Annotated in this window: 24 protein-coding genes and 1 pseudogene; 10 read left to right on the top strand and 15 right to left on the bottom strand. The window is 62.5% G+C overall.

Annotated features, from left to right (window positions below; all coding sequences use genetic code 11):
* The first annotated feature begins 70 nt into the window (after window positions 1-70).
* The 4 genes and pseudogenes from PSH73_RS03380 to PSH73_RS26925 all read left to right on the top strand — a co-directional run bounded on the left by PSH73_RS03380 (window position 71) and on the right by PSH73_RS26925 (window position 5577).
* Window positions 71-1510, top strand: a complete 1440-nt coding sequence (locus tag PSH73_RS03380) for a YfcC family protein (protein WP_305461928.1) — start codon at window positions 71-73, stop codon at window positions 1508-1510.
* Window positions 1511-1529: 19 nt separating this feature from the next.
* Window positions 1530-3350 carry a CocE/NonD family hydrolase gene (locus PSH73_RS03375; RefSeq protein WP_252117722.1) on the top strand — a complete coding sequence of 607 codons (1821 nt, stop codon included), beginning with the start codon at window positions 1530-1532 and terminating at the stop codon, window positions 3348-3350.
* A 307-nt stretch (window positions 3351-3657) separates the two neighbouring features.
* Window positions 3658-4674: pseudogene (locus PSH73_RS26930) on the top strand (methyl-accepting chemotaxis protein); the annotation flags it as partial.
* 39 nt (window positions 4675-4713) lie between these two features.
* Window positions 4714-5577 (top strand): methyl-accepting chemotaxis protein, encoded by an 864-nt coding sequence (locus PSH73_RS26925; RefSeq protein WP_370694600.1) that lies wholly within the window; start codon window positions 4714-4716, stop codon window positions 5575-5577.
* Window positions 5578-5732: 155 nt separating this feature from the next.
* Here PSH73_RS26925 and PSH73_RS03365 read toward each other — a convergent pair whose 3' ends face one another.
* From PSH73_RS03365 to PSH73_RS03345, 5 genes are all read right to left on the bottom strand, one after another.
* Window positions 5733-6101, bottom strand: coding sequence for a glyoxalase superfamily protein (locus tag PSH73_RS03365; protein WP_057960612.1), 369 nt, complete (start codon window positions 6099-6101; stop codon window positions 5733-5735).
* 89 nt (window positions 6102-6190) lie between these two features.
* Window positions 6191-6562 (bottom strand): dermonecrotic toxin domain-containing protein, encoded by a 372-nt coding sequence (locus PSH73_RS03360; protein ID WP_115127340.1) that lies wholly within the window; start codon window positions 6560-6562, stop codon window positions 6191-6193.
* 107 nt (window positions 6563-6669) lie between these two features.
* Window positions 6670-8133 (bottom strand): amidohydrolase family protein, encoded by a 1464-nt coding sequence (locus PSH73_RS03355; protein WP_305461925.1) that lies wholly within the window; start codon window positions 8131-8133, stop codon window positions 6670-6672.
* A gap of 1 nt (window position 8134) precedes the next feature.
* Entirely contained in the window at window positions 8135-8995 is an 861-nt protein-coding gene (locus PSH73_RS03350) for a MurR/RpiR family transcriptional regulator (protein WP_252117716.1), read from the bottom strand.
* Window positions 8996-9021: 26 nt separating this feature from the next.
* Window positions 9022-10425 carry a gluconate:H+ symporter gene (locus PSH73_RS03345; RefSeq protein WP_057440211.1) on the bottom strand — a complete coding sequence of 468 codons (1404 nt, stop codon included), beginning with the start codon at window positions 10423-10425 and terminating at the stop codon, window positions 9022-9024.
* A gap of 195 nt (window positions 10426-10620) precedes the next feature.
* Between PSH73_RS03345 and PSH73_RS03340 the strand changes: the two genes are divergently transcribed.
* The gene (locus tag PSH73_RS03340; RefSeq protein ID WP_057960616.1) at window positions 10621-11004 is read left to right on the top strand and encodes a lysozyme inhibitor LprI family protein; all 384 of its coding nucleotides are present in this window, start codon (window positions 10621-10623) and stop codon (window positions 11002-11004) included.
* Between the two features lie 23 nt (window positions 11005-11027).
* Here PSH73_RS03340 and PSH73_RS03335 read toward each other — a convergent pair whose 3' ends face one another.
* The 4 genes from PSH73_RS03335 to PSH73_RS03320 form a co-directional block, all read right to left on the bottom strand.
* A complete protein-coding gene (locus PSH73_RS03335; RefSeq protein ID WP_057960617.1) occupies window positions 11028-12473 on the bottom strand; it encodes a SulP family inorganic anion transporter in 1446 nt (481 codons plus the stop codon).
* 76 nt (window positions 12474-12549) lie between these two features.
* Entirely contained in the window at window positions 12550-13446 is an 897-nt protein-coding gene (locus PSH73_RS03330; protein WP_057960618.1) for a LysR family transcriptional regulator, read from the bottom strand.
* Window positions 13447-13487: 41 nt separating this feature from the next.
* Window positions 13488-14078 carry an NAD(P)H-dependent oxidoreductase gene (locus PSH73_RS03325; RefSeq protein ID WP_115127335.1) on the bottom strand — a complete coding sequence of 197 codons (591 nt, stop codon included), beginning with the start codon at window positions 14076-14078 and terminating at the stop codon, window positions 13488-13490.
* 123 nt (window positions 14079-14201) lie between these two features.
* Window positions 14202-14966 (bottom strand): sulfite exporter TauE/SafE family protein, encoded by a 765-nt coding sequence (locus PSH73_RS03320; RefSeq protein WP_305461922.1) that lies wholly within the window; start codon window positions 14964-14966, stop codon window positions 14202-14204.
* 191 nt (window positions 14967-15157) lie between these two features.
* Here PSH73_RS03320 and PSH73_RS03315 point away from each other — a divergent pair, with 191 nt between their 5' ends.
* Window positions 15158-16054, top strand: a complete 897-nt coding sequence (locus PSH73_RS03315; RefSeq protein ID WP_305461920.1) for a LysR substrate-binding domain-containing protein — start codon at window positions 15158-15160, stop codon at window positions 16052-16054.
* On the opposite strand, the gene PSH73_RS03310 is transcribed toward PSH73_RS03315, so the two are convergent.
* Window positions 16000-17406: an amino acid permease gene (locus PSH73_RS03310; protein ID WP_057439312.1), complete on the bottom strand. Its 1407-nt coding sequence runs from the start codon at window positions 17404-17406 to the stop codon at window positions 16000-16002. The two genes, PSH73_RS03315 and PSH73_RS03310, sit on opposite strands and share 55 nt — an antisense overlap.
* A gap of 150 nt (window positions 17407-17556) precedes the next feature.
* On the bottom strand, window positions 17557-18807 hold the full coding sequence (gene kynU, locus PSH73_RS03305; protein WP_305461918.1) for a kynureninase: 1251 nt from the start codon (window positions 18805-18807) through the stop codon (window positions 17557-17559).
* A 143-nt stretch (window positions 18808-18950) separates the two neighbouring features.
* Between kynU and PSH73_RS03300 the strand changes: the two genes are divergently transcribed.
* Entirely contained in the window at window positions 18951-19424 is a 474-nt protein-coding gene (locus PSH73_RS03300; protein ID WP_029299899.1) for an Lrp/AsnC family transcriptional regulator, read from the top strand.
* Between the two features lie 153 nt (window positions 19425-19577).
* Here the strand turns inward: PSH73_RS03300 and catA are convergent, their stop codons facing one another.
* Genes catA through PSH73_RS03285 form a run of 3 tightly spaced genes read right to left on the bottom strand, consistent with a single transcriptional unit; the run spans window position 19578 to window position 21981 of the window.
* Window positions 19578-20507 carry a catechol 1,2-dioxygenase gene (gene catA, locus PSH73_RS03295; protein ID WP_057439314.1) on the bottom strand — a complete coding sequence of 310 codons (930 nt, stop codon included), beginning with the start codon at window positions 20505-20507 and terminating at the stop codon, window positions 19578-19580.
* Window positions 20508-20549: 42 nt separating this feature from the next.
* The gene (gene catC / locus PSH73_RS03290; protein ID WP_029299901.1) at window positions 20550-20840 is read right to left on the bottom strand and encodes a muconolactone Delta-isomerase; all 291 of its coding nucleotides are present in this window, start codon (window positions 20838-20840) and stop codon (window positions 20550-20552) included.
* 13 nt (window positions 20841-20853) lie between these two features.
* Window positions 20854-21981: a muconate cycloisomerase family protein gene (locus PSH73_RS03285; protein WP_057439315.1), complete on the bottom strand. Its 1128-nt coding sequence runs from the start codon at window positions 21979-21981 to the stop codon at window positions 20854-20856.
* Between the two features lie 114 nt (window positions 21982-22095).
* Between PSH73_RS03285 and PSH73_RS03280 the strand changes: the two genes are divergently transcribed.
* On the top strand, window positions 22096-22971 hold the full coding sequence (locus tag PSH73_RS03280; protein WP_057960624.1) for a LysR family transcriptional regulator: 876 nt from the start codon (window positions 22096-22098) through the stop codon (window positions 22969-22971).
* A 44-nt stretch (window positions 22972-23015) separates the two neighbouring features.
* Here the strand turns inward: PSH73_RS03280 and PSH73_RS03275 are convergent, their stop codons facing one another.
* A complete protein-coding gene (locus PSH73_RS03275) occupies window positions 23016-24017 on the bottom strand; it encodes a helix-turn-helix domain-containing protein (protein ID WP_057439316.1) in 1002 nt (333 codons plus the stop codon).
* A gap of 309 nt (window positions 24018-24326) precedes the next feature.
* On the opposite strand from PSH73_RS03275, the gene antA reads away from it, so the two are divergent.
* Both antA and antB read left to right on the top strand, forming a co-directional pair.
* Window positions 24327-25718, top strand: a complete 1392-nt coding sequence (antA, locus tag PSH73_RS03270; protein ID WP_057960625.1) for an anthranilate 1,2-dioxygenase large subunit — start codon at window positions 24327-24329, stop codon at window positions 25716-25718.
* On the top strand, window positions 25718-26209 hold the full coding sequence (gene antB, locus PSH73_RS03265) for an anthranilate 1,2-dioxygenase small subunit (protein ID WP_128593733.1): 492 nt from the start codon (window positions 25718-25720) through the stop codon (window positions 26207-26209). The genes antA and antB overlap by 1 nt, the downstream gene beginning before the upstream one ends.
* The last annotated feature ends 32 nt before the right edge of the window (window positions 26210-26241 follow it).

The following is a 26241-nucleotide window of genomic DNA, read 5'->3' as shown; positions in this document are numbered from 1 at the left end:
AGCGTCACTACCCACAACAATAACAGCGCACGCACCCCGCTCAGACGGGGGCCGCGCCGGGGCCGCCAGCATGACCGAACCGCAGATCCTCCGTACCCCGCCGCCCACCGAGGCGGCCGCAGACAAACCCGTGCAACGCAAGCAAATCAACCCGGCGATCATTCTGCTGAGTATCGTCCTGCTCGCCGTCGCCTTCACCTACGCGGTGAATGCCGGCAAGTTCCAGCGCCAGAATGGCCTGGTGGTGCCGGGCTCGTATCAGGTGCTGGAAAAGCAGGATTCCTTCAGCCAACTGTTCTCCCTGGAACCCCGCAAGGCCGGTGACACAACGGCCCGCCCGGTATCGTTGGTGGAAGGTTTCATGGCCATTCCCCAAGGCATCGAAAAGCGGGCGGCGCTGATTTTCATGGTGCTGTTCATCGGCGGCATGTTCGGCGTGCTGAACAAGGCCGGGGTGATCGACGCCGGGCTGGAGCGCCTGCTAGGTATGACACGAGGCAATATCTACGTGCTGGTGCCGAGCCTGATGCTGGTGTTTTCCGCCGGCAGTACCTTTATGGGGCTGGCCAAGGAGTTCATCCTGATCGTGCCGTTGATGGTGGCCATGGCCAACCGCCTGGGGCTGTCGAACCTGATTGGCCTGGCCATCGTCACCATCTCGGTGAAGATCGGCTACCTGGCGTCCATCTCCAACCCGGTGGCCTTGTCCGTGGCCCAGCCGATGGTCGGCCTGCCGATCTTCAGCGGCTTGAGCATGCGCGTCGCGGCCTATTGCACCTTCCTGTTGGTGGGTATCGCGTTTGTGCTGTGGAGCATTCGCAAGCACGGCTTTGATGCCAGCGCGCAGATCACCTTCGAAAGCAAACCCCTGCCTATTCGCCACCTGCTGAACCTGCTGGTGCTGGGTGGCGGCATCGGCTTCCTGGTGTATGCCTCGAACCGCTGGGGCTGGAAATACCATGAGCTGTCGGCGTTCTACCTGCTGCTGACCGTGGCCTTCGCTGTGATCGCCGGCCTGGCCGCGAGCACTGCTGCCAGCGCGTTTGTCGATGGGATGAAGAAGGTGCTGATCGCCGGCGTCCTGATCGGCCTAGCGACCGCCGTGGAAATCATCCTCAGCACCGGCCAGGTGCTGGACACCATCGTCAACAGCCTGGCCAACCTGGTGGGCGACCACGGGCCGGTGGTCTCGGCCTACGGCATGTTCTTCGCACAACTGGGGCTGGACGTGCTGATCCCCTCCACCTCCGGCCAGGCCGCGGTGACCATGCCGATCTTCGGGCCACTGGGCCAGTTGTCCGGGGTCAGCCCGCAAACCACGGTGTTTGCCTTTTTGATGGGCAACGGCCTGACCAACATGATCACCCCGACCTCCAGCGGCCTGCTGGTGCTGCTGGCCACCGCCAACGTCGGCTGGGGCCAATGGGCGCGCTACATCCTGCCGCTGTTCCTGATCTATGCGGTACTGGCGATGGTGCTGCTGGCCATTGCCGTGCAAACCGGATACTGAGTCGATGAGTGTTTTACCTATGCAAACCCTGCACAACCAGATGATCGCCATGCGCGACGGCATCCACCTGGCCACCGATATCTACCTGCCGGCGGGCGGCGAAGGGCCGTATCCGGTGGTGATCGAACGTACGCCCTATGACAAGTGCAAACCGTCGCGCTCGGAAAAACAGCTCGACGGCCAGCACATCTCCCGCGAGCAAATGGCGGCGCGTTTTACCGCCCAGGGGTTTGTCGCGATCTTCCAGGATTGTCGCGGGCGCTACGCTTCCGAAGGGGTGTTCACCAAGTACACCGCCGAGGGCGAAGACGGTTTCGACACCCTGGCCTGGATCGTTCGCCAGCCATGGTGCAACGGCAAGATCGGCAGCATGGGCCTGTCATACGCGGCCCACACCCAACTGGCGATGGCCTGCCTGCATCCGCCGGGCCTGAGCAGCATGGTGCTCGACAGCGGCGGCTTCGCCAACGCCTACCAATGCGGGATTCGCCAGGGCGGTGCGTTTGAACTCAAGCAGGCCACCTGGGCGTTTCGCCAGGCCAAAGAAAGCCCGCTCGCCCTGGCCGCCCCACAGGTGCGCCAGGCGCTGGAAGACGAAGACATCCATGAATGGTTCCGCCGCATGCCCTGGCAGGCGGGCCAATCGCCGTTGCGTCATGTGCCCGAGTACGAAGCCTATTTGCTGGAGCAGTGGGCCCAGGGCACCTTCGGCCCCTACTGGCAGAAATCGGGGATTTATGCCGAAGGTCACTACGGGCGCTTGCCGGATATTCCGGTGCTGTTCATGTCCAGTTGGTACGACGCTTATGTCAGCTCGACCCTGGCCAACTACACCGCCTTCAACCGCGCCAGCAGCGCGCCGCAACGGTTGATCATGGGGCCGTGGTTGCACGGTGACCGCAATATCAGCCATAGCGGCGATGTGGAGTTCGGCGCCCAGGCCGTGTTTGACGGCCAGGTGGCGCAGGATTGGTTGAGTTGCCGCCTGCAATGGTTCGAGCAATCCCTCAAGCCCGGGACGCAGCCACCGGCAGCCCAGGTGCAGGTGTTCTTGATGGGCGGTGGCAGCGGTTTGCCGGATGAGCAGGGGCGCCTGCAACACGGCGGTCGCTGGCTGCAGGGCGAACAATGGCCGCTGCCTGGCACCCAGTCGCTGACCTTGTACCTGGATGCGCAACGGCAATTGACCGAGGTTGCGCCCAGCGCTGACGAAGCTGTGTTGGGTTACTACGCCGACCCAGCCAACCCAGTGCCGACCGTGGGCGGTGCGTTGACATCCGGCGCGCCGATTTTTGTCGGCGGCGCCTTCGACCAGCGCGAACGCCCGGACTTTTTTGGCACCCGGGGTGACAATCGCCCCCTGTGCGAGCGCGACGATGTGCTGAGCTTTCAGACTGCGCCCCTGAGCGAAGACCTGATCGTCGCCGGGACGGTGCAGATCGAGCTGTGGATCGACAGCGACGCGCCGGACACCGACTTCACCGCCAAGCTGGTGGATGTCTACCCGCCGAGCGCCGCTTACCCGGAAGGCTTTGCGATGAACATCACCGACGGCATCCGCCGCTGCCGCTATCGTGACGATTGGGAGCAGCCCAGACCGCTGACACCCGGTGAGCGGGTGAAGGTGAACATCGAGCCATTTGCCACCTGCAATCTGTTCAAACAGGGCCATCGCCTGCGCTTGGACATTTCCAGTAGCAATTTCCCGCGCTTCGACGTCAACCCCAACAGCGGCGAGAACGAGGGCCAGGCCAGCCATCCGCGCATTGCACACAATCGCCTGCACCTGAGCCGGGATGCGGCGTCGTGCCTGGTCCTGAGCATCCTGCCCAAAAGCTGATCCCCCTATCCCCCTGACCAGCGGCCGTGTTGTGCCGAGCGGGCTTGTTGTGGCGAGCGGGCTTGCCCGCGTTGGACTGCGCAGCAGTCCCCTCTCCTGGGTAGGGCGCTACGCCCCCCAACGCGGGCAAGCCCGCTCGCCACAAAGGGAAGTCCGCTTTTTAAAAGTGACCACTCATCCACGAATCCCACATTGATTAAAAAACCGTTTCAGCTCTCGCCCTGCCTGCCGATATCCCCAGACTATCCATCGGCTGGGCGACCTTCCAGCAACTGATGTACACGCAATCTGTTCCTGGAGGAATTCGATGAATACATGGTTTGGCAACATCAGCGTCAACTTGAAACTGGGCCTGGGCTTTGGCCTGGTGCTCGTGCTCACCTCGATCCTCGCACTCACCGGCTGGACCAGCCTGGGCAGCCTGATCGACCGCAGCAACTGGATGAGCGACATCACCCAGCTCAATGCATCGCTGACCAAACTGCGCATCGTGCGCCTGCAGTACATGCTCGCCAACGGCGACGAAGCCGTGGCGCAGAATGTGCAGACCACCCTCGACAGTTTTGCCGCGCAGCAGCAACAGTTGGTCAACAGCTTCAAGAGCCCGGAAAACCTCAAGCTGCTCAACGAACAGAAAGACACCATCACCGCCTACCGGCAGTCGCTGAACAAAATGCGCGAGGCCTACCGCAACGGTAACGCCGCACGCCAGACCATGGGCGAGCGCGCCGACGCCGCCGGCCTGGTGATTGCAGCCCTGGACCGCAGCGTGCGGCAGATGCCAGAAAGCAGTGAGCGCTTCGCCCAGTACGAAGCCGTCAACCACGCCAAGCAAGAGTTCCAGGTGGCGCGCTATGAAGTGCGCGGCTACACCGGCAACGTCAACCCAGACACCGAAGCCCGCGCAGAGGCGCAAATCGAATCGGCGATCAATGGCCTCAAAGGTTTGAAGAACGTGTTCGGTGAAGCCCAACGAACCGAGCTGACCGCCCTGGAAAACGCCCTGGGCGCCTACCGCACTGCGCTGCAGGCGTATAAAGCCGCCAACGCCAATATCGTTCTCGCCCGCCAGGAAATGACTGTGCAGGGCGCCGATATCGTGTCGCACAGCGAAGCGCTGTATAACATCCAACTGCAACGCCGCGACGCCGAAAGCGTCCAGGCTCGCAGCCTGCAACTGATCAGCACCGTGCTCGCCCTGTTGGTGGGGATTATCGCCGCGCTGGTCATCACCCGGCAGATCACCCGCCCGCTGCAGGAAACCCTGGCAGTGGTCGAGCGCATCGCTTCCGGCGACCTGAGCCACAACATCCAGGTGACCCGTCGCGATGAGCTGGGCGTGCTGCAACAAGGCATCCAGCGCATGGGCAGCACCTTGCGCGAGCTGATTTCCGGTATCCGCGACGGCGTCACGCAGATCGCCAGCGCTGCCGAAGAGCTGTCGGCCGTGACCGAGCAGACCAGCGCCGGGGTCAACAGCCAGAAGATCGAGACCGATCAAGTGGCCACCGCGATGCATGAGATGACCGCCACCGTGCAGGAAGTGGCGCGCAACGCCGAACAGGCTTCCCAGGCCGCATCCACCGCCGATGGCCAGGCCCGCGAAGGCGACAAGGTGGTGGCCGAAGCCATCGCCCAGATCGAACGCCTGGCCGACGAAGTGGCGCGTTCCACCGACGCCATGGCGCACCTGCAACAAGAGAGCAACAAGATCGGCAGTGTGATGGACGTGATCAAGGCCGTGGCCGAACAGACCAACCTGCTGGCGCTCAACGCCGCCATCGAAGCCGCACGTGCCGGTGAAGCCGGCCGTGGGTTTGCCGTGGTCGCCGACGAGGTCCGCGGCCTGGCCCAGCGCACGCAGAAGTCCACCGAAGAAATCGAAGGCCTGGTCGCCGGTTTGCAGAACGGCACCCAGCAAGTGGCCACGGTGATGAACAACAGCCGCAGCCTGACCGACAGCAGCGTCGAACTGACCCGCAAGGCCGGCGTCTCCCTGGAGAACATCACCCGCACGGTGTCGAACATCCAGTCGATGAACCAACAGATCGCCGCCGCCGCCGAACAGCAAAGCGCCGTGGCCGAAGAAATCAGCCGCAGCATCGTCAATGTGCGTGATGTGTCGGAGCAGACCGCAACGGCCAGCGACGAGACCGCCAAGTCCAGCGTCGAACTGGCACGACTGGGCAGCCAGTTGCAGCAGATGGTCAGCCATTTCCGGGTGTAAACAAAAAGCCGCCCCGGCCGAAACCGGGGCGGCTCCACTTCTCAGGCCTTGACGGTCATCGAAGCTGTCTCGCAGGAATCGCCAGACGTGCTAAACACGCAGGCCATTCACCACGAGGTGTGACAAACAGCGGCTGATGCCCTGCCATTTGTCGATCAGGCCTGGCCTTCCTCGACAAACACCAGCCGATTACCAAACGGGTCCTTGATGCTCATCTCCCGCGAGCCCCAGGGTGTTTCCTCGACGCCCGGCTTGGCAAAGCGATAATTCTTGGCCTGCAACTGCTGCTGGAACCCATCCACCCCTGGGGCCTGGATCCGCACCGCCGCACCCGGCGAGGCGTCGCCATGGTGCTCGGATAGATGCAGCACGCACTCGCCCAGCGACACTTGCAGGTACAACGGAAAATTCGCTTCGAACCGATGCTGCCAATCCACCTTGAACCCCAGGAAGTCGACGTAGAACTCCAGCGCCTTGGCCTCGTCGAAAATCCGCAGGATGGGGGTGACTTTTCCTAACTGCATAAGGCTCTCCAAATCCACAAAACGTCCTGTTGTCAGGCCACCACCCTACCCCAAGGCGAGCGTGCCGTGAACGCCAGTCGAGGCTGGATTCAACCGTGGGCCCTGCCGGCGGTGCCATAGCGCTGCGCCGAAAAGAAATCGCTGGCGACCGCCTCGGTGAGGGTCATGGAGGACTCGGGCGTGCCGCTATGCGCCCAGCCGGTCACCGCGCCACTGCTGTGCGTGCTGTTGGCGGACGAGAATTTATGCAGGTAGACCTTGTCAGGGTCGATCCATTGATGGGTCAGGTTCCAGACTTTTTCCTGGATCCAGCCTTTGATCGTATCCCGGGGAAAAGGAAAGGTGGCCAGCGTGTTGGCGGCTGGCACATTAGCTTCGCCCGTATGGTCACCGACGCGCACCGAGGCAGTGAAGATGGATGGGTTACCGAAATGACTGACGCTCTCATATTGATTGTGCATACAGGCTCTCCGTAAGAAGTCCCGTCCATCTTAGATAGCGCTCCCACAGCCACAACCTGCGTTTTGTAAGCCCTCATTGAGCACAATCTGACACACCTCATGGCCTGTCACACCTGGGCAAAACCCCGCCGCAAATCACCACTGCGCGCCAGGAAGCGCCCCGCCCGCTGGCCGTTCGCCTGCCCGTCGCAGTAGCTCAACACACCATTGACCCACACCCCATCAATGCCCTCGGCGGCACGTTGCGGGTCCTTGAAGTCCGCCACATCCCTTACCCGCAACGGGTCGAACAGCACCAGGTCGGCCCAATGCCCCTCGCGGATTTCCCCGCGCTCGGCCAGGCCAAAGCGCGCGGCCGACAAGCCGGTCATTTTGTGTACCGCTGTGTGCAGCGGGAAAAGTCCCAGGTCACGACTGAAATGTCCGAGTACCCGCGGGAATGCGCCCCACAAGCGCGGATGGGGGAACGGGTCTTCCGGCAAGCCGTCGGAGCCCACCATCGACAGCGGATGGGCAAGGATGCGTTGCACATCGGCCTCATCCATTCCGTAGTACACCGCCCCCGCCGGTTGCAGGCGACGGGCAGCGTCCAGCAGGGATACACCCCACTCGGCGGCGATGTCCTGCAAGTCACGCCCGCCCACTTCCGGGTGCGGCGTGGACCAGGTGATGGTGATGCGGAAGGCATCGGTGACTTGCTTGAGGTCCAGGGTCGAGGAACTGGCGGCATAGGGATAACAATCGCAGCCCACCGGATGGGTCTTCGCCGCCTGCTCCAGGGACGCCAGCAATTGCGGGCTGCGCCCCCAGTTGCCGGCGCCGGCACATTTGAGGTGGGAAATAATCACCGGTGCCTGGGCATGGCGGCCGATCAGAAACGCCTCGTCCATGGCCTCCAGCACCGGTTCGAATTCACTGCGCAGATGGGTGGTGTACACCGCGCCAAACGCCGTCAGTTCTTCACTCAATTGCAGCACTTCGTCGGTGTCGGCGTTGAACGCGCTGGCGTAGGCCAGGCCAGTGGACAAGCCGAGGGCGCCCGCTGCGAGGCTTTCCTGCAGTTGCTCGCGCATCGCCGCGATTTCGGTGGCGGTAGCGGTGCGGTGCAGGTCGTCCATATGGTTACTGCGCAAAGCGGTATGGCCAATCAATGCCGCGACATTGAGGGCCGGGTGAGCGTTTTCCACCGCCGCCCGGTAATCGAGGAAACGCGGATAGGCAAACGCCTCGGCATTGCCCAGCAGGTTCATCGGGTCTGGCGGATCGCCACGCAGGCTGACCGGCGAGGCGCTGATGCCGCAGTTGCCGACGATCACCGTCGTCACGCCCTGGCTGAGCTTGGGCAGCATCTGCGGCTGGCGGATCACCACCGTGTCATCGTGGGTGTGGACGTCGATAAAACCCGGTGCCAGTACACGGCCATCGGCTTGGATCTCATGCTCGCCCTGGGCCGCCGACAAGTCGCCGATCTTCTCGATACGCCCCGCGCGCAGCCCCACGTCAGCGAAATACCCCGGCGTGTTGCTGCCATCAATGATCAGCGCCTGGCGAATCAGCGTGTGGTACTTCATCTCAATCTCCAAGCGGCAGGCTGTCAGGGCCGCCGCGATAGTCGTCCAGGGCCAGCTTGATCCGGCGCAGGCGTTCCTGGTTGTCGTCTGGCATGGCCAGGGCCAGTTCAGTGGCGAGCAAATCAATGGCCAGCAGCATGCCGTAGCGCGCCGCCGTGGGCTTGTAGATAAAACTGGTTTCGGCCGGTTGCAGCGGCAGCAGTACGTCGGCCAACAGCGCCAGCGGCGAGTCGGCCAGGGTGATGGCGACAATCCGTGCGCCATAGTTGCGGGCCAGTTCCACCACACCCAGCAACTCGGGCGTGAGGCCGGTCAGGGAGCAGACAATCAGGGCGTGCTCGGCACTCAATGTGGCGGCCGTGACCCGCATCATCACCGGATCGCGGCAGGCAGCAATCGAATAGCCAAGGCGTACCAGACGCACCTGCAACTCTTCGCTGCACAGGCTCGAGGGGCCGCCCATGCCAAAGGCGTGGATCATCCGCGCCTTGCCCAGCAGGTTCACCGCATCAACAAAACCGGCCTGGTTGAAGCCGGACAGGTGCTGGCGCAGCGTCCCTTCGATATCGCCGAGGATCTGCCGATGAAACGCCGACTGCTCGGGCAACCCCGCCGGGTCGAGAAAACGACTGCCCACACCGCTGGCCTGGGCCAGTTGCAGGCGCAGGTCGCGCAAGTCACGGCAGCCGACGCTGCGGGCAAAGCGCGACAAGGTCGCGGTGCTGACCTCGGCCCGCTGGGACAGCTCTTCCAGGCTGGCGGATGCGGCAAAACCCACATCATCGAGCATCAGCCGGGCGATACGCCCTTCGCCAGCGCTGAAGGAATCCTGGCGGGCGCGGATCTGGTAGAGGATGTCCATGGGGTCTCCGGGTTACAGGATGAGGCTCATAAAACAAGAGACAGGCCGTAGGTCAGACCGAAGGCAACCAGCGAAATCAAAGTCTCCAGCACGGTCCAGGTCTTGAAGGTCTGGATCACCGTCATATTGAAGTATTCCTTGATCAGCCAGAAGCCGCCGTCGTTGACGTGGGAAAAGATCACCGAACCGGCACCGGTCGCCAGCACCAGCAATTCCGGGTGTGGATAACCCAGGCCCAGGGCCACCGGGGCGACAACGCCCGACGCGGTGGTCATGGCCACGGTGGCCGAGCCGGTGGCGATGCGCATCAGCGCGGCAAACAACCAGCCCATCACCAGTGGCGACAGGTTGAAGGCGTTGGCCATGCCGAGGATTTCATGGGTCACGCCGGCGTCCACCAGGATCCGGTTCAAGCCGCCGCCCGCGCCCACCAGCAGGGTGATACTGGCGGTCGGCGCCAGGCACTCGTTGGTGAACTTGAGGATCGACTCGCGGTTGAAGCCCTGGGCCAGGCCCAGGGTCCAGAAGCTGACCAGGGTCGCCAACAGCAAGGCGATCACCGAGTTCCCGATAAACAACAGGAACTGGTTGAAGCCGCTGCCGGGCGTGGAGATCAGGTTGGCCCAACCGCCGATCATCATCAGCACCACTGGCAACAGGATGGTGCCCATGGTCAGGCCGAAGCTAGGCAGGCGGGTGCGCGGTTCGCGCTCGATAAACTGGCGTTCCAGCGGGTTTTCGGCGGGCAGGTGGATGCGCGGCACGATGAACTTGGCGTACACCGGGCCGGCGATGATCGCGGTGGGGATGCCGATCAAAATCGCATACAACACGGTCTGCCCGACCGAGGCGTTATACGCCAGCACCGCCATCATTGCCGCCGGGTGTGGCGGCACCAGGGCATGCACCACCGACAGACCGGCGACCATCGGCAAACCGACCATCAGGATCGACACGCCCACGCGCCGGGCCACGGTAAAGGCAATCGGCACCAGCAATACAAAACCGACCTCGAAAAACAGCGGCAGCCCCACCAGAAAGGCAATGCACACCATGGCCCAGTGGGCATTGCGCTCGCCGAAACGGTTGATCAGGGTGCGCGCCACCTGCTCGGCGCCGCCGGACTCGGCCATCATCTTGCCGAGCATGGTGCCCAGGGCCACCACCAGCGCGATATGCCCCAGGGTCTTGCCAACCCCCGCCTCGTAGGAACCCATGATCGTATCCGCCGGCATCCCGGCCAGCAGCGCCAGGCCGATGGACACCAGGGTGATGACGATAAACGGGTTGAGCCGGTAACGTGCAATCAGCACGATCAATGCAATGATGGCGATGGCAGCGTATGCCAATAGCCAGACGCCCGGTGATGCGGCCATGCGGTACTCCTCGGAAAGGGTCACGTCGAATTGGTTGTGAAACTCATAAATCATTACCGAGGAGCATTTTCAAATTTTATGAAAGTAATTTTCGCCCACAGATAAGCGCTGTCGCTTTGGGACATGCCCGCAGACTCAGGATGAAAATCAGGGGATCGTTCTTACATGCAGGCCGGGCCCAATGCGGGAAACTCAACGGCCACTGTCCGGTCTCAGATTGCACACCGAATCATCTTCAGGAAGCCCGTCATGAACCGTAGAACCCTTACCCTCAGCGCGTTACTGCTGGCCTTGTCCGGCACCGCAACGGCCGCCGACAGCAGCCCGGCCCTGCAAAAGTGCCTGGACGCCGCCAACACCACGGCCGCGATGGTCGGCTGCAACGCCCAGGAAACCAAGGTGCAGGACAAGCGCCTGAACAGCGCCTACCAAACCGCACTGCAGGCCCAGCAAGGCCCGCGCAAGCAGCAACTGCAAGATGTACAGCGCCTGTGGATCAAATACCGGGATGCCAATTGCGCCTTCGCCGGCTCCGCGACCGGCGGCAGTATTGACCAGGTCAACGGCTCGGGTTGTGTGCTGGACATGACCCAGACCCGCGCCGATGAACTGGAAAACCTCGTCGGCCCATAACTCCCTCGCCTACACCAGCAGGATCAGTCGTGCTGCACTCGCGCGCGCTTGAGCAGCTTCTTGCAGCGCTCCGACAAATGCAGCACCCGCAGGTGCTTGCCGGCCTTGCTGTAGCGTTCGCGCAGGGTCATCAGCGCGGCAATCGCTGAATAGTCGACAAAACTCAGGTGACGGCAATCCAGCGTTACCTGGGCCGGATCGTTGGCCGGGTCGAACTGGTTCAGAAAGGGTGTGGTCGAGGCAAAGAACAGGGTGCCGTGCAGCCGGTAGAGCTTGCTGCCATCGGCCTCCAGATGTTCATCGGCGTACAACTCCCGCGCCTGCTGCCAGGCAAAGTTGAGCGCGGCAATCACAATCCCGCACAGCACCGCCGTGGCCAGGTCGGTGAACACCGTGATCACCGTCACCGCGATGATCACCAGCACATCATTGAGCGGCACTTTGTTGATCACCCGCAGCGACGCCCAGGCAAAGGTCTGCTGGGACACCACAAACATCACCCCCACCAGCGCCGCCAGGGGAATGCGCTCGATCAGCGGCGATAGGAACAAAATAAACAGCAGGATCATCACCCCGGCAAACACCCCGGAGAAACGCCCGCGCCCGCCCGAGCTGAGGTTGATCACCGTCTGCCCGATCATCGCGCAGCCGCCCATGCCGCCAAACACCCCGCTGACCATATTCGCCGCGCCCAGGGCCACGCTTTCGCGGTCGGGGTAACCACGGGTCTCGGTGATTTCGTCGGTGAGGTTGAGGGTCAACAGGGTTTCCAGCAGCCCGACCATGGCCATCAGGAAAGCGTAAGGCGCGATGATGCCCAGGGTTTCCAGGGTCCAGGGGATCTGCGGCAGGGCAAAAGTCGGCAGGCCGCCGGCGATATGGGCCATATCGCCCAGCGTGCGGGTGGGCAAGCCCAGCAGGTACACCGCCAGCCCCACACCGAGAATCGCCACCAGCGCCGGCGGCACCGCGCGGGTCAGGCGGGGCAGCAGGTAGACGATGGCCATGGTCGCCACCACCAACCCCGTCATCACATACAACGGCGTGCCGCTGAGCCAGGTCTCACCGCTCTTGAAATGTTCCAGTTGCGCCAGGGCGATGATGATCGCCAGGCCGTTGACGAAACCGAGCATCACCGGGTGCGGCACCATGCGCACCAGCTTGCCCAGGCGCAGCAGGCCGAAGGCAATCATGATCAGACCGCCGAGCAACACCGTCGCCAGCAGGTACTCCACGCCGTGTTGCACCACCAGCGCGACGATCACCACCGCCATCGACCCCGCCGCCCCCGAGACCATCCCCGGCCGGCCGCCGAACAACGCGGTCAGGGTGCAGATGATAAAAGCGCCATACAGGCCCATCAGCGGGTTGAGGTGGGCCACCAGGGCAAAGGCGATGCATTCGGGCAACAAGGCAAAAGACGTGGTGAGTCCGGCCAGGGCGTCGGCGCGCAGACGAGAGAGTTTCATAGGTTTACCGGGGGCGTTGCAGGAAATGAGGGGGCGATGGTACGGAAAACCACCACCCGGGACCAGTAGGAGCCGGTCAACAGGCGTAGCGCGCGAGCTTTGCCTGGATAAAGTCCAAAAAGCACTGGATACGCAGGGCCAACTGCGAGTTGCGGTAATACACCGCGTTGATCGGTTGGCGATAGCCACTGTTGAACGGCGCCAGGATCGACTGCAGGCGGCCGGCGTTGATGTCTTCGATGGTCATGAAGTGCGACAGGCAGGCAATCCCCTGCCCCTCCAACGCCAGTTGGCGCAGGGTTTCCCCGCTGGACGCGGCAATGCCCGGCTCGATCTGCCAGCGGTCGCCCTGCACATGGCGCAACGGCCAGTGGTTGAGGGTTTCGGTCTGGGTAAAGCCGAGCAAGGTGTGATTGGCCAGGTCCGCCACTGTGGTTGGCGTGCCGTGCTGCTCAAGGTACGCCGGGCTGGCGAGGATATGCAGCGGGCTGCAGCCCAGGGAGCGAGCATGCAGGGTCGAGTCCGCCAGGGCACCGATGCGGATAGCAATGTCGGTGCTCTGTTCCAGCAAGTCGATGATCAGGTCGTTGCTGTTGAGCTCCAGCTGGATATCCGGGTACAGACGGCGGAACTCGGCGACGTACGGCACGATGGCATGCAGCATGAACGGCGAGGCGGCGTTGATCCGCAAGCGCCCGGACGGGGTTTTCTGCCGTGACGACAGGCGCTCTTCCAGCTCGTCCATCTGCTCCAGGATCAGCTTGGCCTGCTCGAAGAAGTACTTGCCCTCTTCGGTCAGGTCCATGCGCCGCGTGGTGCGGTTGATCAGGGTGGTGTCGAGCTTGGCTTCGAGCCGCGACAAAGTGCGGCTGACCGCCGAAGGCGTCTGCCCGACTTGTTCGGCGGCAGCGGAAATCGAACCGCATTCAATCACGCAGACGAAGATCTGGAGCTCATCGGATCGGGCTTTCAACGTGAATCCTCGTGAATACGGCTGCGTGGATACTAGCCGTATTACAGCGTCAGGTTAAACACCTGGGCCAGATGCTGCTCATAGCGCAGCACATCAGCCTCGATGGAGGGGCGCTTCATCACGTCCACACACAGGAACGTCGGCAGGCCACTCATACCGAGGAACTGGTTGGCCTTGTGGAACGGGAAGTACACCGCATCCACGCCCTTGGCTTCGAAGAAGTCGCTCGGGTCATCGAATGCTGCCTGTGGTGCATTCCAGGTCAGCGACAACATGTACTGCTTGCCCTGGATCAGGCCGCCGCTGCCGTACTTCTGCGACGCGTCGGAACGGGTGCGGCCATCGCTGGCGTACAGGCTGCCGTGGCCTTCGGTGAAGACTTCGTCGATGTACTTCTTGACGATCCATGGGGCGCCCATCCACCAGCCGGGCATCTGGTAGATGATCACGTCGGCCCAGAGGAACTTGGCGACTTCTTCGGCCACGTCGTAGCCGGCGTCGATATGGGTGACTTTCACGTCAAGCCCACCCCGGTCCAGCACGGCCAGCGCCGCATCATGCAGGGTGTTGTTGTAGCGGCCATCGGAGTGGGCGAATTTCTTGCCGCCGTTGAGCAACAGAACTTTTTTCATGGGGTTGTACCTGAAGGTTGAAAATGGATGAGCGCAGGCTACGGGCAACCCCTCGGGTGAGTAAGCCACGGACCGGCAAAACACTTTTGACCTTCAGGCACGAGTAACCATCTGATTATTGCGTCAAGCACCCATCAGCAGGTGCCCGCCCAGGGCCGCCATGCCCATAAAAAACACGCGTTTGAACAGCACAGCACTGATGCACTGGCGCAGCTTTTGCCCCAGCCACATGCCCAGCAGCGCCGGCACCAACGCCAGCAGCGAGGCATTCAGTTCGCCGGCCCCGAGGCTGCCGCGCCAGAACAGCCCGGCGGCCAGGGCCAGGGTGGACACGCTGAAGGACAGGCCCAGCGCCTGCACCAGTTGGTCCCGATGCAAGCCCAGTGCCTGCAAGTAGGGCACGGCCGGGATCACGAAGACGCCGGTGGCCGAAGTGACGATCCCCGTCAGCAGACCACACAGCGGGCCCAGCCAACGCTCGCCGCCGGCGGGCACCCGCAACGTCGGCAGCAACAGCCCGCACAGCGCATACACCAGCAACGCCCCGCCCAAGGCCCGCACCACCCAGGGACCGCCGTCCATGCCCAGCCACAGCGAACCGAGCCCGGTCCCCAGAAAAATCAGCAGCAGCATGGGCCACAGGCGTTTGCTCAGTGCGCCCAAGTGCCCACCGAAGCTCAGTTGCCAGAGGTTGGTGATGGTCGAAGGAATGATCAGCAGGGCCGCAGCCTGCGCCGGCAACATAGCCAGACCGAGCAGGCCCATGGCGACGGTGGGCAGGCCCAGGCCAATCACGCCCTTGACGGTGCCGGCCAGCAGGAAGGTGCCGATCACCAGTAGGGTCAGGGCTGGGCCGAGGTGTTGGTAGAACGCGAGGAAGGTTGTCATGGGGGGGAGTTTGCGGGTTTGGCGTGGGGTTGGAAATTCGCCATATACTGAGGCAGCCTCTTGTTTTGCGTGAGGCTGAGACCGCTATCGCAGGCAAGCCAGCTCCCACATTCTGAATGTGATCACCCCTCCAAATGTGGGAGCTGGCTTGCCTGCGATAAGGCCCGTCCAGGCACCCGAGAACCCCGGCCATGCACTTTGACCTGATCGACCTGCGCCTCTACCTGCACATCCTCGACACCGGCAACATCACCGCCGGCGCCGCCCGCAGCCACCTATCCCTGGCCGCCGCCAGTGCGCGCATTCGCGCAATGGAGGCTTCACTGGGCGTCGAGTTCCTGCAGCGCGGCCGCCGAGGCGTGACCCCGACGGCCGCCGGCAACGCCCTGGCCCGCCACGCACGCCTGCTGTTGCAACAGGCCGAACGTCTGCAACAGGAGCTGGCGGAGTACGCCAACGGCGTCAAAGGCCAGGTGCGCCTGCTGTGCAACACCACCGCCCTCAGCGAATACCTGCCGGAGTTGCTGGCGGATTTTCTCTGCACCCACCCCAACCTCGATATCGACCTGCAGGAACTGCCCAGCCTGCGCATCACCCATGCCTTGCGCCAGGGCGCGGCGGACCTGGGGATTATTTCCGATGCAGTGGACAGCCACGGCTTGCAGACCCGGCCGTTTCGCGACGACCCGTTGGTGCTGATCCTGCCGACAGGCCACCCACTGACGGCCGGCGCAGTGAGTTTTATCGACAGCCTGCCCTACGACTATGTAGGCCTGGCCGCCGACAGCGCGTTGGCGGTGTACCTGGAGGAACAGGCGCTGCACGCGGGTTTTCGCTTGCAGACCCGGGTGCGGGCCGATGGCTTTGATGGGGTGATGCGCATGGTCGCCCGTGGCGCGGGCCTGGGAATCGTGCCGCTGGCCGCGTTACAACGCTGGCCCCACGCGCAGCCATTCCAGGCCCAGCCGCTGCCGGAAGACTGGGCCTGTCGCAGACTGCTGTTGTGCGCGCGTTCGTTCGAGCAATTGCCGGCTTACGCCAAGGCCTTGCTCGATGCCTTGTCCGTGCCTTTACGGAAAAACACGTAATACACCACCGAGAGAATCAGCAGGAACGGCACGCCAAACACCAGGGTCATCTTGAACGCCTCGGTGAAGTACGTGGTGATCATCACCGCGCCCATCAGCACCAGCCCCAGCAGCGTGCTGTAGGGAAACAGCCGCAGTTGGAAGGACAACTTCGGCCCGCCGTGGCGCTTGCGGTAGCGGCGGAAGAACAGGTGCGTGAGGAAGATCATGAACCAGGTGAAGATCGCGCCAAACATCGAGATGGCCATCATCAAGGTGAAGGAGCTTTCCGGGTACACCACGTTGAGCAGGGTCGCCAGGGCGATGCCCGAACTGGACAGCAACAGGGCATTGAGCGGGATCCCGCTCTTGCTCAGGGCGCCCATGGATTTTGGCGCAAAGCCGGCGCGGGACAGGCTGAACATCATGCGCGTGGTGATGTAGAGCTGGCTGTTCATGGCCGACAGCGCGGCAATCAGGATCACGAAGTTCATCACCCCGGTGGCGCCGGGAATGCCGATGGTCTGCATCACCGTGACAAACGGGCTCTGGCTCTGCCCGGATTGGTTCCACGGCACGATGGCCAGCATCAGCGCCAGGGTCAGCAGGTAGAACACCACCAGCCGCACAATCGTCGCGCGGAAGGCTTTTTTCACCGCCTGCTCCGGGTCGGCCGCTTCACCCGCCGCCACCGCGATCATCTCCACGCTCAGGTAGCTGAAGATCGACACAATCACCGCGATCCACATGCCACTCAGGCCATTGGGGAAAAACCCGCCGTGGGCCGTGTAGTTCTGCACCCCGTAATCCGGGTTGCCAGAGCCGAACACCACATACACCGCGAGGATGATAAAGCCGACAATCGCGCTGATCTTGATCGTCGAAAACCAGTATTCGAAGTTGCCGAAGGTCTTGACGCTGATGGCGTTAAGCACGATCAGCACGCTGGAGAACGAGACGATCCACACCCATTCCGGCACGTTGGCGAACCAGTACTTCATGTACATCGCCACCGCGGTGACCTCGGCGCCCACAGCCAGCACAATCGCCGCCCAATAGGCATAGCGCACCAGGAACCCGGCCAGGGGGCTGATATAGAACTCGGCATAGGCGCCAAAAGAGCCGGAGGTGGAATGGGCCACCGTCATTTCCGCCAGGCAGCCCATCAACAGCAGGGTGATCAACGCGCCGATGGCGTAGCTGACCAGCACGCTGGGCCCGGCATAGCCGATGGCATAGGCGCTGCCCATAAACAGCCCGGTGCCAATGGCGCCACCGATGGCGATCATGCTCATCTGCCCGGAAGTGAGCTGGCGCCGCAGGCCCAGTTCGCGGTTGGTGATTGCTGCAAAGCCGTTGTCTGGCGTGGTCACGTGCGTGCCCCTTTTATTATTGTGATTGTTACTGCTGGCCAAGCACCTGTGGGAGCTGGCTCGCCTGCGATGCAGACACCTCGGTAGGTCAGTGCGACCGAGGCGATTTCATCGCAGGCAAGCCAGCTCCTACAGGGTGTTGTGGTGTTTTCAGGTGACGCTGTGGCGCACTTTGAATTGCGGCTGGTCCCAGGATTTCTCATCGAGGATTTCGCCAAGGATTTCTACCGCATCCCACACCTCGGTGAAGCTGGTGTATAGCGGGGTGAAGCCAAAGCGCATGATCTTCGGCTCACGGTAATCACCGATCACGCCACGGGCGATCAGGGCCTGGACGATGGCGTAACCTTCAGGGTGTTCAAAGCTCACATGACTGCCGCGCTTGGCATGCTCGAGCGGGGTGATCAACGTCAGGTCATGGGCAGCGCAGCGGCGTTGTACCAGCTCGATAAACAGGTCGGTGAGCGCCAGGGATTTGCGGCGCAGGCTGGCCATGTCGGTCTGGGCGAAGATATCCAGCCCGCACTCGACCATCGCCAGCGAGGTGATCGGCTGGGTGCCGCACAGGTAGCGGGTGATGCCCTTGCCGGCCACGTAGTTGGACTCCATGGCGAACTGGCGGCTATGGCCGAACCAGCCCGACAACGGCTGCGTCACCAACTCCACCAGCGCCGGGTTGACCCAGACAAACGCCTGGGAACCTGGGCCGCCGTTGAGGTATTTGTAGGTGCAGCCAATGGCGTAGTCGGCGCCGGCCTGGTGCAGGTCAATCGGCACCGCGCCCGCCGAGTGCGCCAGGTCCCAGATCGCCAGCGCGCCGCACTCATGGCTCAGGGCGGTCAGCGCTTGCATGTCGTGCATGTAGCCGGTCTTGTAGTTGACGTGGGTGATCATCACCACGGCAGTGTCCTGGTCGATGGCCGCCGGCAGTTCGTCGGGGCTGTTCACCAGGCGCAGGCTGTAGCCCTGTTGCAGCAGCGCCGCCAGGCCTTCGGCGATGTACAGGTCGGTGGGGAAGTTGCTTGCCTCGCTGACAATCACCTTGCGCTGCGGCTGGCGTTGGCGCTGCACGCTCAAGGCGGCGCTGAGCACCTTGAACAGGTTGATCGAGGTGGTATCGGTAATCACCACTTCAGCCTCACCCGCGCCGATCAGCGGCGCCAGGCGGTTACCCAGGCGCTGGGACAGGTCGGCCCAGCCGGCGCTGTTCCAGCTGCGGATCAAACCATTGCCCCACTCCTCGGCAATCACCGCTTGTGCCCGTTCCAGTGCCGCCACCGGACGTGCGCCGAGGGAGTTGCCATCGAGGTAAATCACCCCTTCCGGCAGGGCGAATTGATCGCGCAGGGGCGCCAGCGGGTCTTGGGCATCGAGGGTCTGGCAATGAGTTCGGCTGGTCATGGAAAGTCCTGTTTTTATAGATGACGATGGACCAAATAATGAACGAAGATTTGCAGAATTTTCGTGCAAAGTGCGCTACAACTGGCTTAATAAGCTGTAGGAAATTCGAATTTAACCTCTAAATACGCGGATTAATTCTAAGCATGATTCTCGACGCCACCGACCTGCGCCTCCTGCATTTCCTGCAACAGGATGGCCGTATCAGCAACCAGGAACTGGCGGAGAAAGTCGCCCTGTCGCCATCCGCCTGCCTGCGCCGCTTGCGCCTGCTGGAGAGTGAGGGGGTGATCAGCGGGTATCGCGCGGTGCTCAATGCCGAGCAATTGGGGATCGAACTGGAAGCCATCGTCCACCTGTCGTTGCGCCAAGACATGGAGGACTGGCACGAGACCTTTATCAAGAAGGTCCAGGGCTGGCCGGAAGTGGCCAGTGCCTATGTGATCACCGGCGCCAGCAACTACGTGCTGCGGGTGCAGGCGCGCAACCTCAAGCACTTTTCCGACTTTATCGTGAACCACCTCAACCGCACGGCGGGGGTGATGGATATCCGTTCGGAGATCGTGTTGCAGAAGATCAAGGACCGGGATGAGGTGCTGGACCTGGTCGTACGCAAATAGGCAAAGCACTGCTGATCAACTGTGGGCGCTGGCTTTTGTGGGAGCCGGGCTTGCCCGCGATACAGACCCCTCGGTTTATCTGCACTACCGAGGCGAGGCTATCGCAGGCAAGCCAGCTCCCACAAAAGCCAGCGCCCACATTTTTGACCGTATTCAGTCTTCGAGGGCGCGCACGCGTTGCATGCGTTTTTGCTCGACCGGTGCCACCGCCGGCTGCAACTCGAAGTCAAAGTCGATCTGCGCAAACTTGCCCTCCACGCCAAACTCCCGCGCCAGTTGCGGGTCTTCGCTGAAGCGAATTTCGGCAATCAGCTCATCCCGAGTGGCGTAGGCAAAGTCATCATGCAGGTACGGATCATCCGACAGGTTGATCTGCGTGGTCAGGTGCCGATGCCCCGGTGCCGAGATAAAGAAGTGGATATGCGCTGGCCGCTGGCCGTGACGCCCCAGTTGATCGAGCAACTGCTGGGTCGGGCCGGTCGGTGGGCAGCCGTAGCCTGACGGCACGATGCTACGGAAACGATAATTGCCCTGGGCATCGGTCTCGATCCGGCGACGCAGGTTGAACTCCGATTGCGATGGGTCGAACCAGGAGTAAGTGCCGCCGGTATTGGCCTGCCACACATCCACAATCGCCCCGGCCAACGGCTTGCCGTTGATGTCGCGCACTTGCCCGCGCATAAACAGCGGCACGGCCGCATCCAGGCCATCGTCCAGGCGTGCTTCGTATTTGGACAGCGGCGCACCCGCCACGTACAGCGGCCCTTCGATGGTGCGCGGGGTGCCGCCGGACTTGCCGGCTTCCTCGTCGGCGGCGTCCATCAACAGGTCCAGGTAATGCTCCAGGCCCAGGCCCGCGGCCAGCAGCCCGGCTTCCTGGTTTTTGCCCAGTTCGTTGAGGTAGTTGACCGCCTTCCAGAACTCTTCCGGGGTCACTTCCAGGTCTTCGATGATATTCACCGTATCGCGCAGGATCCGGTAGATCAGCGCCTTGGCCCGTGGGTTGCCGGCGTCATTGAGGTTGCCGCTGGCTTCTTCGAGGAAGCGCTGGGCGTGGGCAGTCTGGGACAGTCGAATGGACATGGTGCAATCCTCATCTTGTAATTATTAGGGGGCTAGACAGGCTCAGCGGTCATCCTCATGGATCGACGACGGATGCCGGCACAGGGCATTCACTTCAATGGCCATGTAGGGATAGAGCGGCAGTTGCATCAGCAGGTCATGCAGTTCCTGCACGCTGTCGACATCAAACACGCTGTAGTTGGCGTACAGTCCGGCGATGCGCCACAGGTGGCGCCACTTGCCTTGCGCTTGCAGGCGTTGGGCCAGGGCTTTTTCGTCGGCCTTGAGGGCCGCTGCGCGCTCGGGGTTCATATCGACAGGCAGGTTTACGGTCATCTTTACGTGGAACAACATCGCAGGCGTCCTCTTAATGTTTGTCGCGACGGAAGAACGCCAGGCGCTCCTCATCAATGGCCAGGCCCAGGCCCGGGGCGGTCGAGACATGCAGGTGGAAATCGCGATACAGCAGCGGCTCGGTAAGAATGTCTTCGGTGAGCAGCAGCGGCCCGAACAGCTCGGTGTCCCACGCCAGTTTATTGAGGGTGAGAAACGCGTGGGCCGAGGCCAGGGTGCCGATACCGCCTTCAAGCATGGTGCCGCCATACAGGCCAATACCCGCCGCCTCGGCAATCGCCGCCGTGCGCAGTACGGCACGCGGGCCGCCGTTTTTCGCGATCTTCAAGGCGAACACCGAGGCCGCACCTTCGCGGGCCAGGTTGAAGGCATCTTCGACACACTCGATGGACTCGTCGGCCATGATCGGCGCCGGGCTCGAGAGGTTGAGCCGGGCCATGCCGCCACGGTTATTGCGCGAGATCGGCTGTTCGATCAGGTCGATAGCGTTATCGCCCAACACCTTGCAAGCGCGTAGGGCCACGGCTTCGTCCCAGGCCTGGTTGACGTCGACGCGCACGCTGGCGCGCTCGCCCAGGGCTTTTTTGATCGCAATCACATGGGCCAGGTCCTGGCTGACTTCACCGGCGCCGATCTTCAACTTGAAGATGCGGTGGCGGCGCAGGTCGAGCATCTTCTCGGCTTCGTCGATGTCCTTTTGCGTATTGCCGCTGGCCAACGTCCAGGCCACCGGCAGGGCATCGCGCACGCGGCCGCCGAGCAGCTCGCTGACCGGCAGGTTCAGGCGCTTGCCGAGGGCATCGAGCAAGGCGCTTTCGATGCCGGACTTGGCAAACGTGTTGCCACGGATGCTGCGTTCCAGGCGCAACATGGCGGCGTTGATGTTGCTGGCATCCTGGCCAATCAACAGTGGCGCAAAGTGTTGGTCGATATTGATCTTGATGCTATCGGGGCTTTCGTTGCCGTAGCTCAGGCCACCGATGGTGGTGGACTCGCCGATCCCTTCGATACCGTCGGCGCACCGCACGCGGATGATCACCAGGGTCTGGTTTTGCATGGTGTGCATCGCCAGCTTGTGCGGGCGGATGGTGGGGAGATCGACGATGATGGTCTCGATCGACTCGATGGCGCAAATCGGCATGGCAATACCCGTTGGGTTCTTTATAGGTCTTGCCCGATTCTGTCGCCCATTGTTGCTGGCTTCCAATATAGAATTGGTCTCAAACAATACCCTCAAGGTATGAGAGGAATCCGTATGGAACTGCGCCACCTGCGTTACTTCCAGGTGCTGGGGGAAACCCTGAACTTCACCCGCGCCGCCGAACGCCTGCACATCGCCCAGCCGCCGTTGAGCCGGCAGATCCAGCAATTGGAAGATGAGTTGGGTGTGGTGCTGCTGGAGCGTGGCCGGCCGTTGCGGCTGACCGAGGCCGGGCGGTACTTCTATGAACACGCCAATGTGCTGCTGGAGCAGTTGGCCAAGACCTGCGACAACACCCGGCGCATCGGCTTGGGGCAGAAGACCTGGCTGGGCATCGGCTTTGCCCCCTCGACCCTGTATGGCGTGCTGCCGGAACTGATCCGCCGCCTGCGCAGCCATGACGCGCTGGAGCTGGAGCTGGGGCTGTCGGAGATGACCACCCTGCAACAGGTCGAAGCGCTCAAGGCCGGGCGCATTGATGTGGGCTTCGGGCGGATTCGCATTGATGACCCGGCCATTGTCCAGCGGGTGTTGGTCGAGGATCGGCTGGTGGCGGTGTTGCCGGCCGGGCACCCGCTGCTGGGCGCACCGGTGACCCTTGCGCAGTTGGCCGCCGAACCGCTGGTGCTGTACCCCGGCAACCCGCGCCCCAGCTATGCCGACCACGTGATCGCACTGTTCGACACCCATGGCCTGGCGATCAAGGTCGCGCAATGGACCAATGAGTTGCAGACCGCCATCGGCCTGGTCGGGGCCGGCATGGGGGTGACGCTGGTGCCGGCGTCGGTGCAGATACTGCATCGGGCGGATATCGGCTATACGCCGATTGTCGAGGTTACGGCGACCTCGCCGATTATTCTCAGCCGGCGGATCAATGATCAGTCGCCGGGGCTGGGTCATTGCCTGCAACTGGTAGAAGAACTGATCTGAAATCTCCCAGTCACCTCCAATACCCTGTGGGAGCTGCATTGTGTTCAGGCACCCCGCATGCGCCGCGCATCGTTGCGCTGCAGCGTCTGGCTGGGGGATTCGTCGAACAGCTTGCGGTACTCCGCCGAAAACCTTCCCAGGTGGGTAAAGCCCCAGCCCAGGGCGATTTCGGAGATGGTGCGGGTGGCGCCATGCTCGAGAATTTCCTGGCGCACCGCGCTCAAGCGGTACTTCTTCAAGTAGGCCATGGGCGACAGCGCGAAGTATTTGCGAAACGCATCGAACAGCTTGAACCGCGACACCCCGGTGGCCGCCTCGAGGTCTTCCAGGTGCAGCGCTTCGCGGGCGTTGGCGTGGATGTACTGGCGGGCGCGGATCAGGTAGTGGGGCAGCTTGACCCCCAGCACGTCGCGCAGTTCTTCGGAATAGTTGTTCGGCTGGGCCAGGATCAGGCCCTTGATCAGCGAGCTTTCCAGGTCGCGGGTAAACGCGGCCTGGTCATACAGTTCGCTGCTGTGCTCCAGCTCCGCGATGAAGTGCCTTGCCATACGCCACCACGCTGCCGGCGCGCCCTGCACCGCATCCATCACCGACTCAAAGCGCAGCGGCGCATCAATCGGCCGCTGCAACAAGCCCTCCAGGGTTTCGCTCATCGCCGCACGGGTGATCACCACTTGCAGCTTGCGGCAGTCGCCGGAGATCGCCAGCACCTGGTGTTCATTGGGCGAAATGATCACGCCCTGGTCGCGATTGGAACTCAGGCGCTGGCCACCCTTGCTCAGCTCCTGCTCGCCCACCAGCGGCAGGCTCAGACTGTAGCTGCTGAAGTGCTCGGCGTCTTCGATATCGATGGTCACGTCGGTGCCGTATTCGATCACCCCCAGGGTGGTGGCGCGGGACTTGAACACATTGGCACTGTGGTGGAAGCGCAGGCGCTCCGGGGTGGCGGTTTCCAGCCGGTGGGGCCCGCAGATGCCGGACATCCAGCTGCGGGCGCCTTCAAGGTCGAAACGTTCAATACGGATATCGCGTGTATGGCTACTCATCAGGGTGCACTCACGGCGGTTGTGGCCAGCGCGCTCTGACGGCGCGTCCGGTGGATCAAGGCAAGTTCTGCGCCACGTCGCGCACTTGGCCACTGGGTGGATAGTGAGCGTCGACTATGTGGATAAGAAGCCGGCTTTTTCGACAATTGCCTAGCCTGACAGTAGCGCATTCCCCGGCGTCGTTGCACGGATGTGGGTATTTGCGCCCCAACTATGCGGCCCATCTTCCCCCATTAAGCGGATAGCTGGCCGCCCCCCTGCCCGCCTCTAATGAACCACCGATTAGCTACCCAATAAAAGGTGCCTCCCATGAGTGGTGCAAGAAGCGTCGAGCAATGGAAAACGTTTATCGAAAGCTGCCTGGATTTCCGTCCGGCCGAGGGTGTGTTCCGCATCGCCCGGGACATGTTCACCGAACCTGAGCTGTTCGACCTGGAGATGGAACTGATCTTCGAAAAGAACTGGATCTACGCCTGCCACGAAAGCGAACTGGCCAATAACCACGACTTCGTAACCATGCGCGCCGGGCGCCAGCCGATGATCATCACCCGTGACGGTGAAGGCCAGCTCAACGCCCTGATCAACGCCTGCCAGCATCGCGGCACCACCCTGACCCGGGTCGGCAAGGGCAACCAGTCGACCTTTACCTGCCCGTTCCACGCCTGGTGCTACAAGAGCGACGGCCGCCTGGTGAAGGTCAAGGCGCCGGGGGAATACCCGGAAGGTTTCGACAAGGCCACCCGCGGCCTGAAGAAGGCGCGCATCGAAAGCTACAAGGGCTTTGTGTTTATCAGCCTCGACGTGCACGGCAGCAACAGCCTGCAAGACTTCCTCGGCGACTCCAAAGTGTTCTTCGACATGATGGTCGCGCAGTCCGCCACCGGCGAGCTGGAAGTGCTGCCCGGCAAGTCGGCCTACACCTACGACGGCAACTGGAAGCTGCAGAACGAAAACGGCCTAGACGGCTACCATGTCAGCACCGTGCACTATAACTACGTGGCCACGGTGCAGCATCGCCAGCAGGTCAATACGGAAAACGGCAGCGCCTCCGGCAGCACCCTGGACTACAGCAAACTCGGCGCCGGCGATGCCAATACCGATGACGGCTGGTTTGCCTTCAACAACGGCCACAGCGTGTTGTTCAGCGACATGCCCAACCCCAGCGTGCGCTCCGGCTACGCCACCATCATGCCGCGCCTGGTGGCAGAACACGGCCAGCAAAAGGCCGAGTGGATGATGCACCGCCTGCGCAACCTCAACGTGTACCCCAGCCTGTTCTTTCTCGACCAGATCAGCTCGCAACTGCGCATCATCCGCCCGGTGGCGTGGAACAAGACCGAGATCATCAGCCAGTGCCTGGGGGTCAAGCACGAGTCCGACGCCGACCGCGAAAACCGTATCCGCCAGTTTGAAGACTTTTTCAACGTGTCCGGCATGGGCACCCCGGATGACCTGGTGGAATTTCGCGAAGCCCAGCGCGGCTTCCAGGGCCGCCTGGAACGCTGGAGCGATATCTCCCGGGGCAGCCATCGCTGGGAAACCGGGCCGACGCCCAACAGCGAGGCCATCGGCATCCAACCGGCCATGACCGGTACCGAATTCACCCACGAAGGGTTGTACGTCAACCAGCACCGCAACTGGCAGACATTCCTGCTGGACGGGCTTGAGGCGCAATCGTTGAAACTGCACGAGGTGAAATGATGAACGCGCAATTGCAGTATCAGATCGAGCAGTTTTTCTACCGCAAGTCCGAGCTGTGCGACGCCCAGGACTGGGACGCCTACGTGCAGTTGTTCGACCCGCAGAGTGAGTTCCACCTGCCGCAATGGGACTCCGAGCACGTCTACACCCGCGACCCCAAGCGCGAGATGTCGCTGATCTACTACGCCAACCGCTCGGGCCTGGAAGACCGGGTGTTCCGCCTGCGCACCGGCAAGGCCGCGTCCGCCACGCCGATGCCGCGCACCTTGCACCTGATCAATAACGTACGGATTGCCGAGCAAGCTGATGGCTGCCTGGAGGTGCGGTTGAACTGGCACACGCTGTTTTATCGGCTGGCGATGTCGGAGCAGTTCTATGGCCACGCCACCTACAGCCTCAAGCCCCAAGGCGACAGTTGGCTGATCACGCGCAAGCATGCGCTGCTGCTCAACGACACCATCAACTCGGTGCTGGACTTCTATCACCTCTGACCGTGCCCCTGTGGCGAGGGGCAACCTCGCCA

The sequence above is a fragment of the Pseudomonas sp. FP2294 genome, assembly GCF_030687625.1.
Lineage (GTDB): Bacteria > Pseudomonadota > Gammaproteobacteria > Pseudomonadales > Pseudomonadaceae > Aquipseudomonas > Aquipseudomonas shahriarae.
The sequence above is the reverse complement of the archived record's forward strand: the minus strand, read 5'-3'. Positions and strand labels throughout refer to the sequence as shown.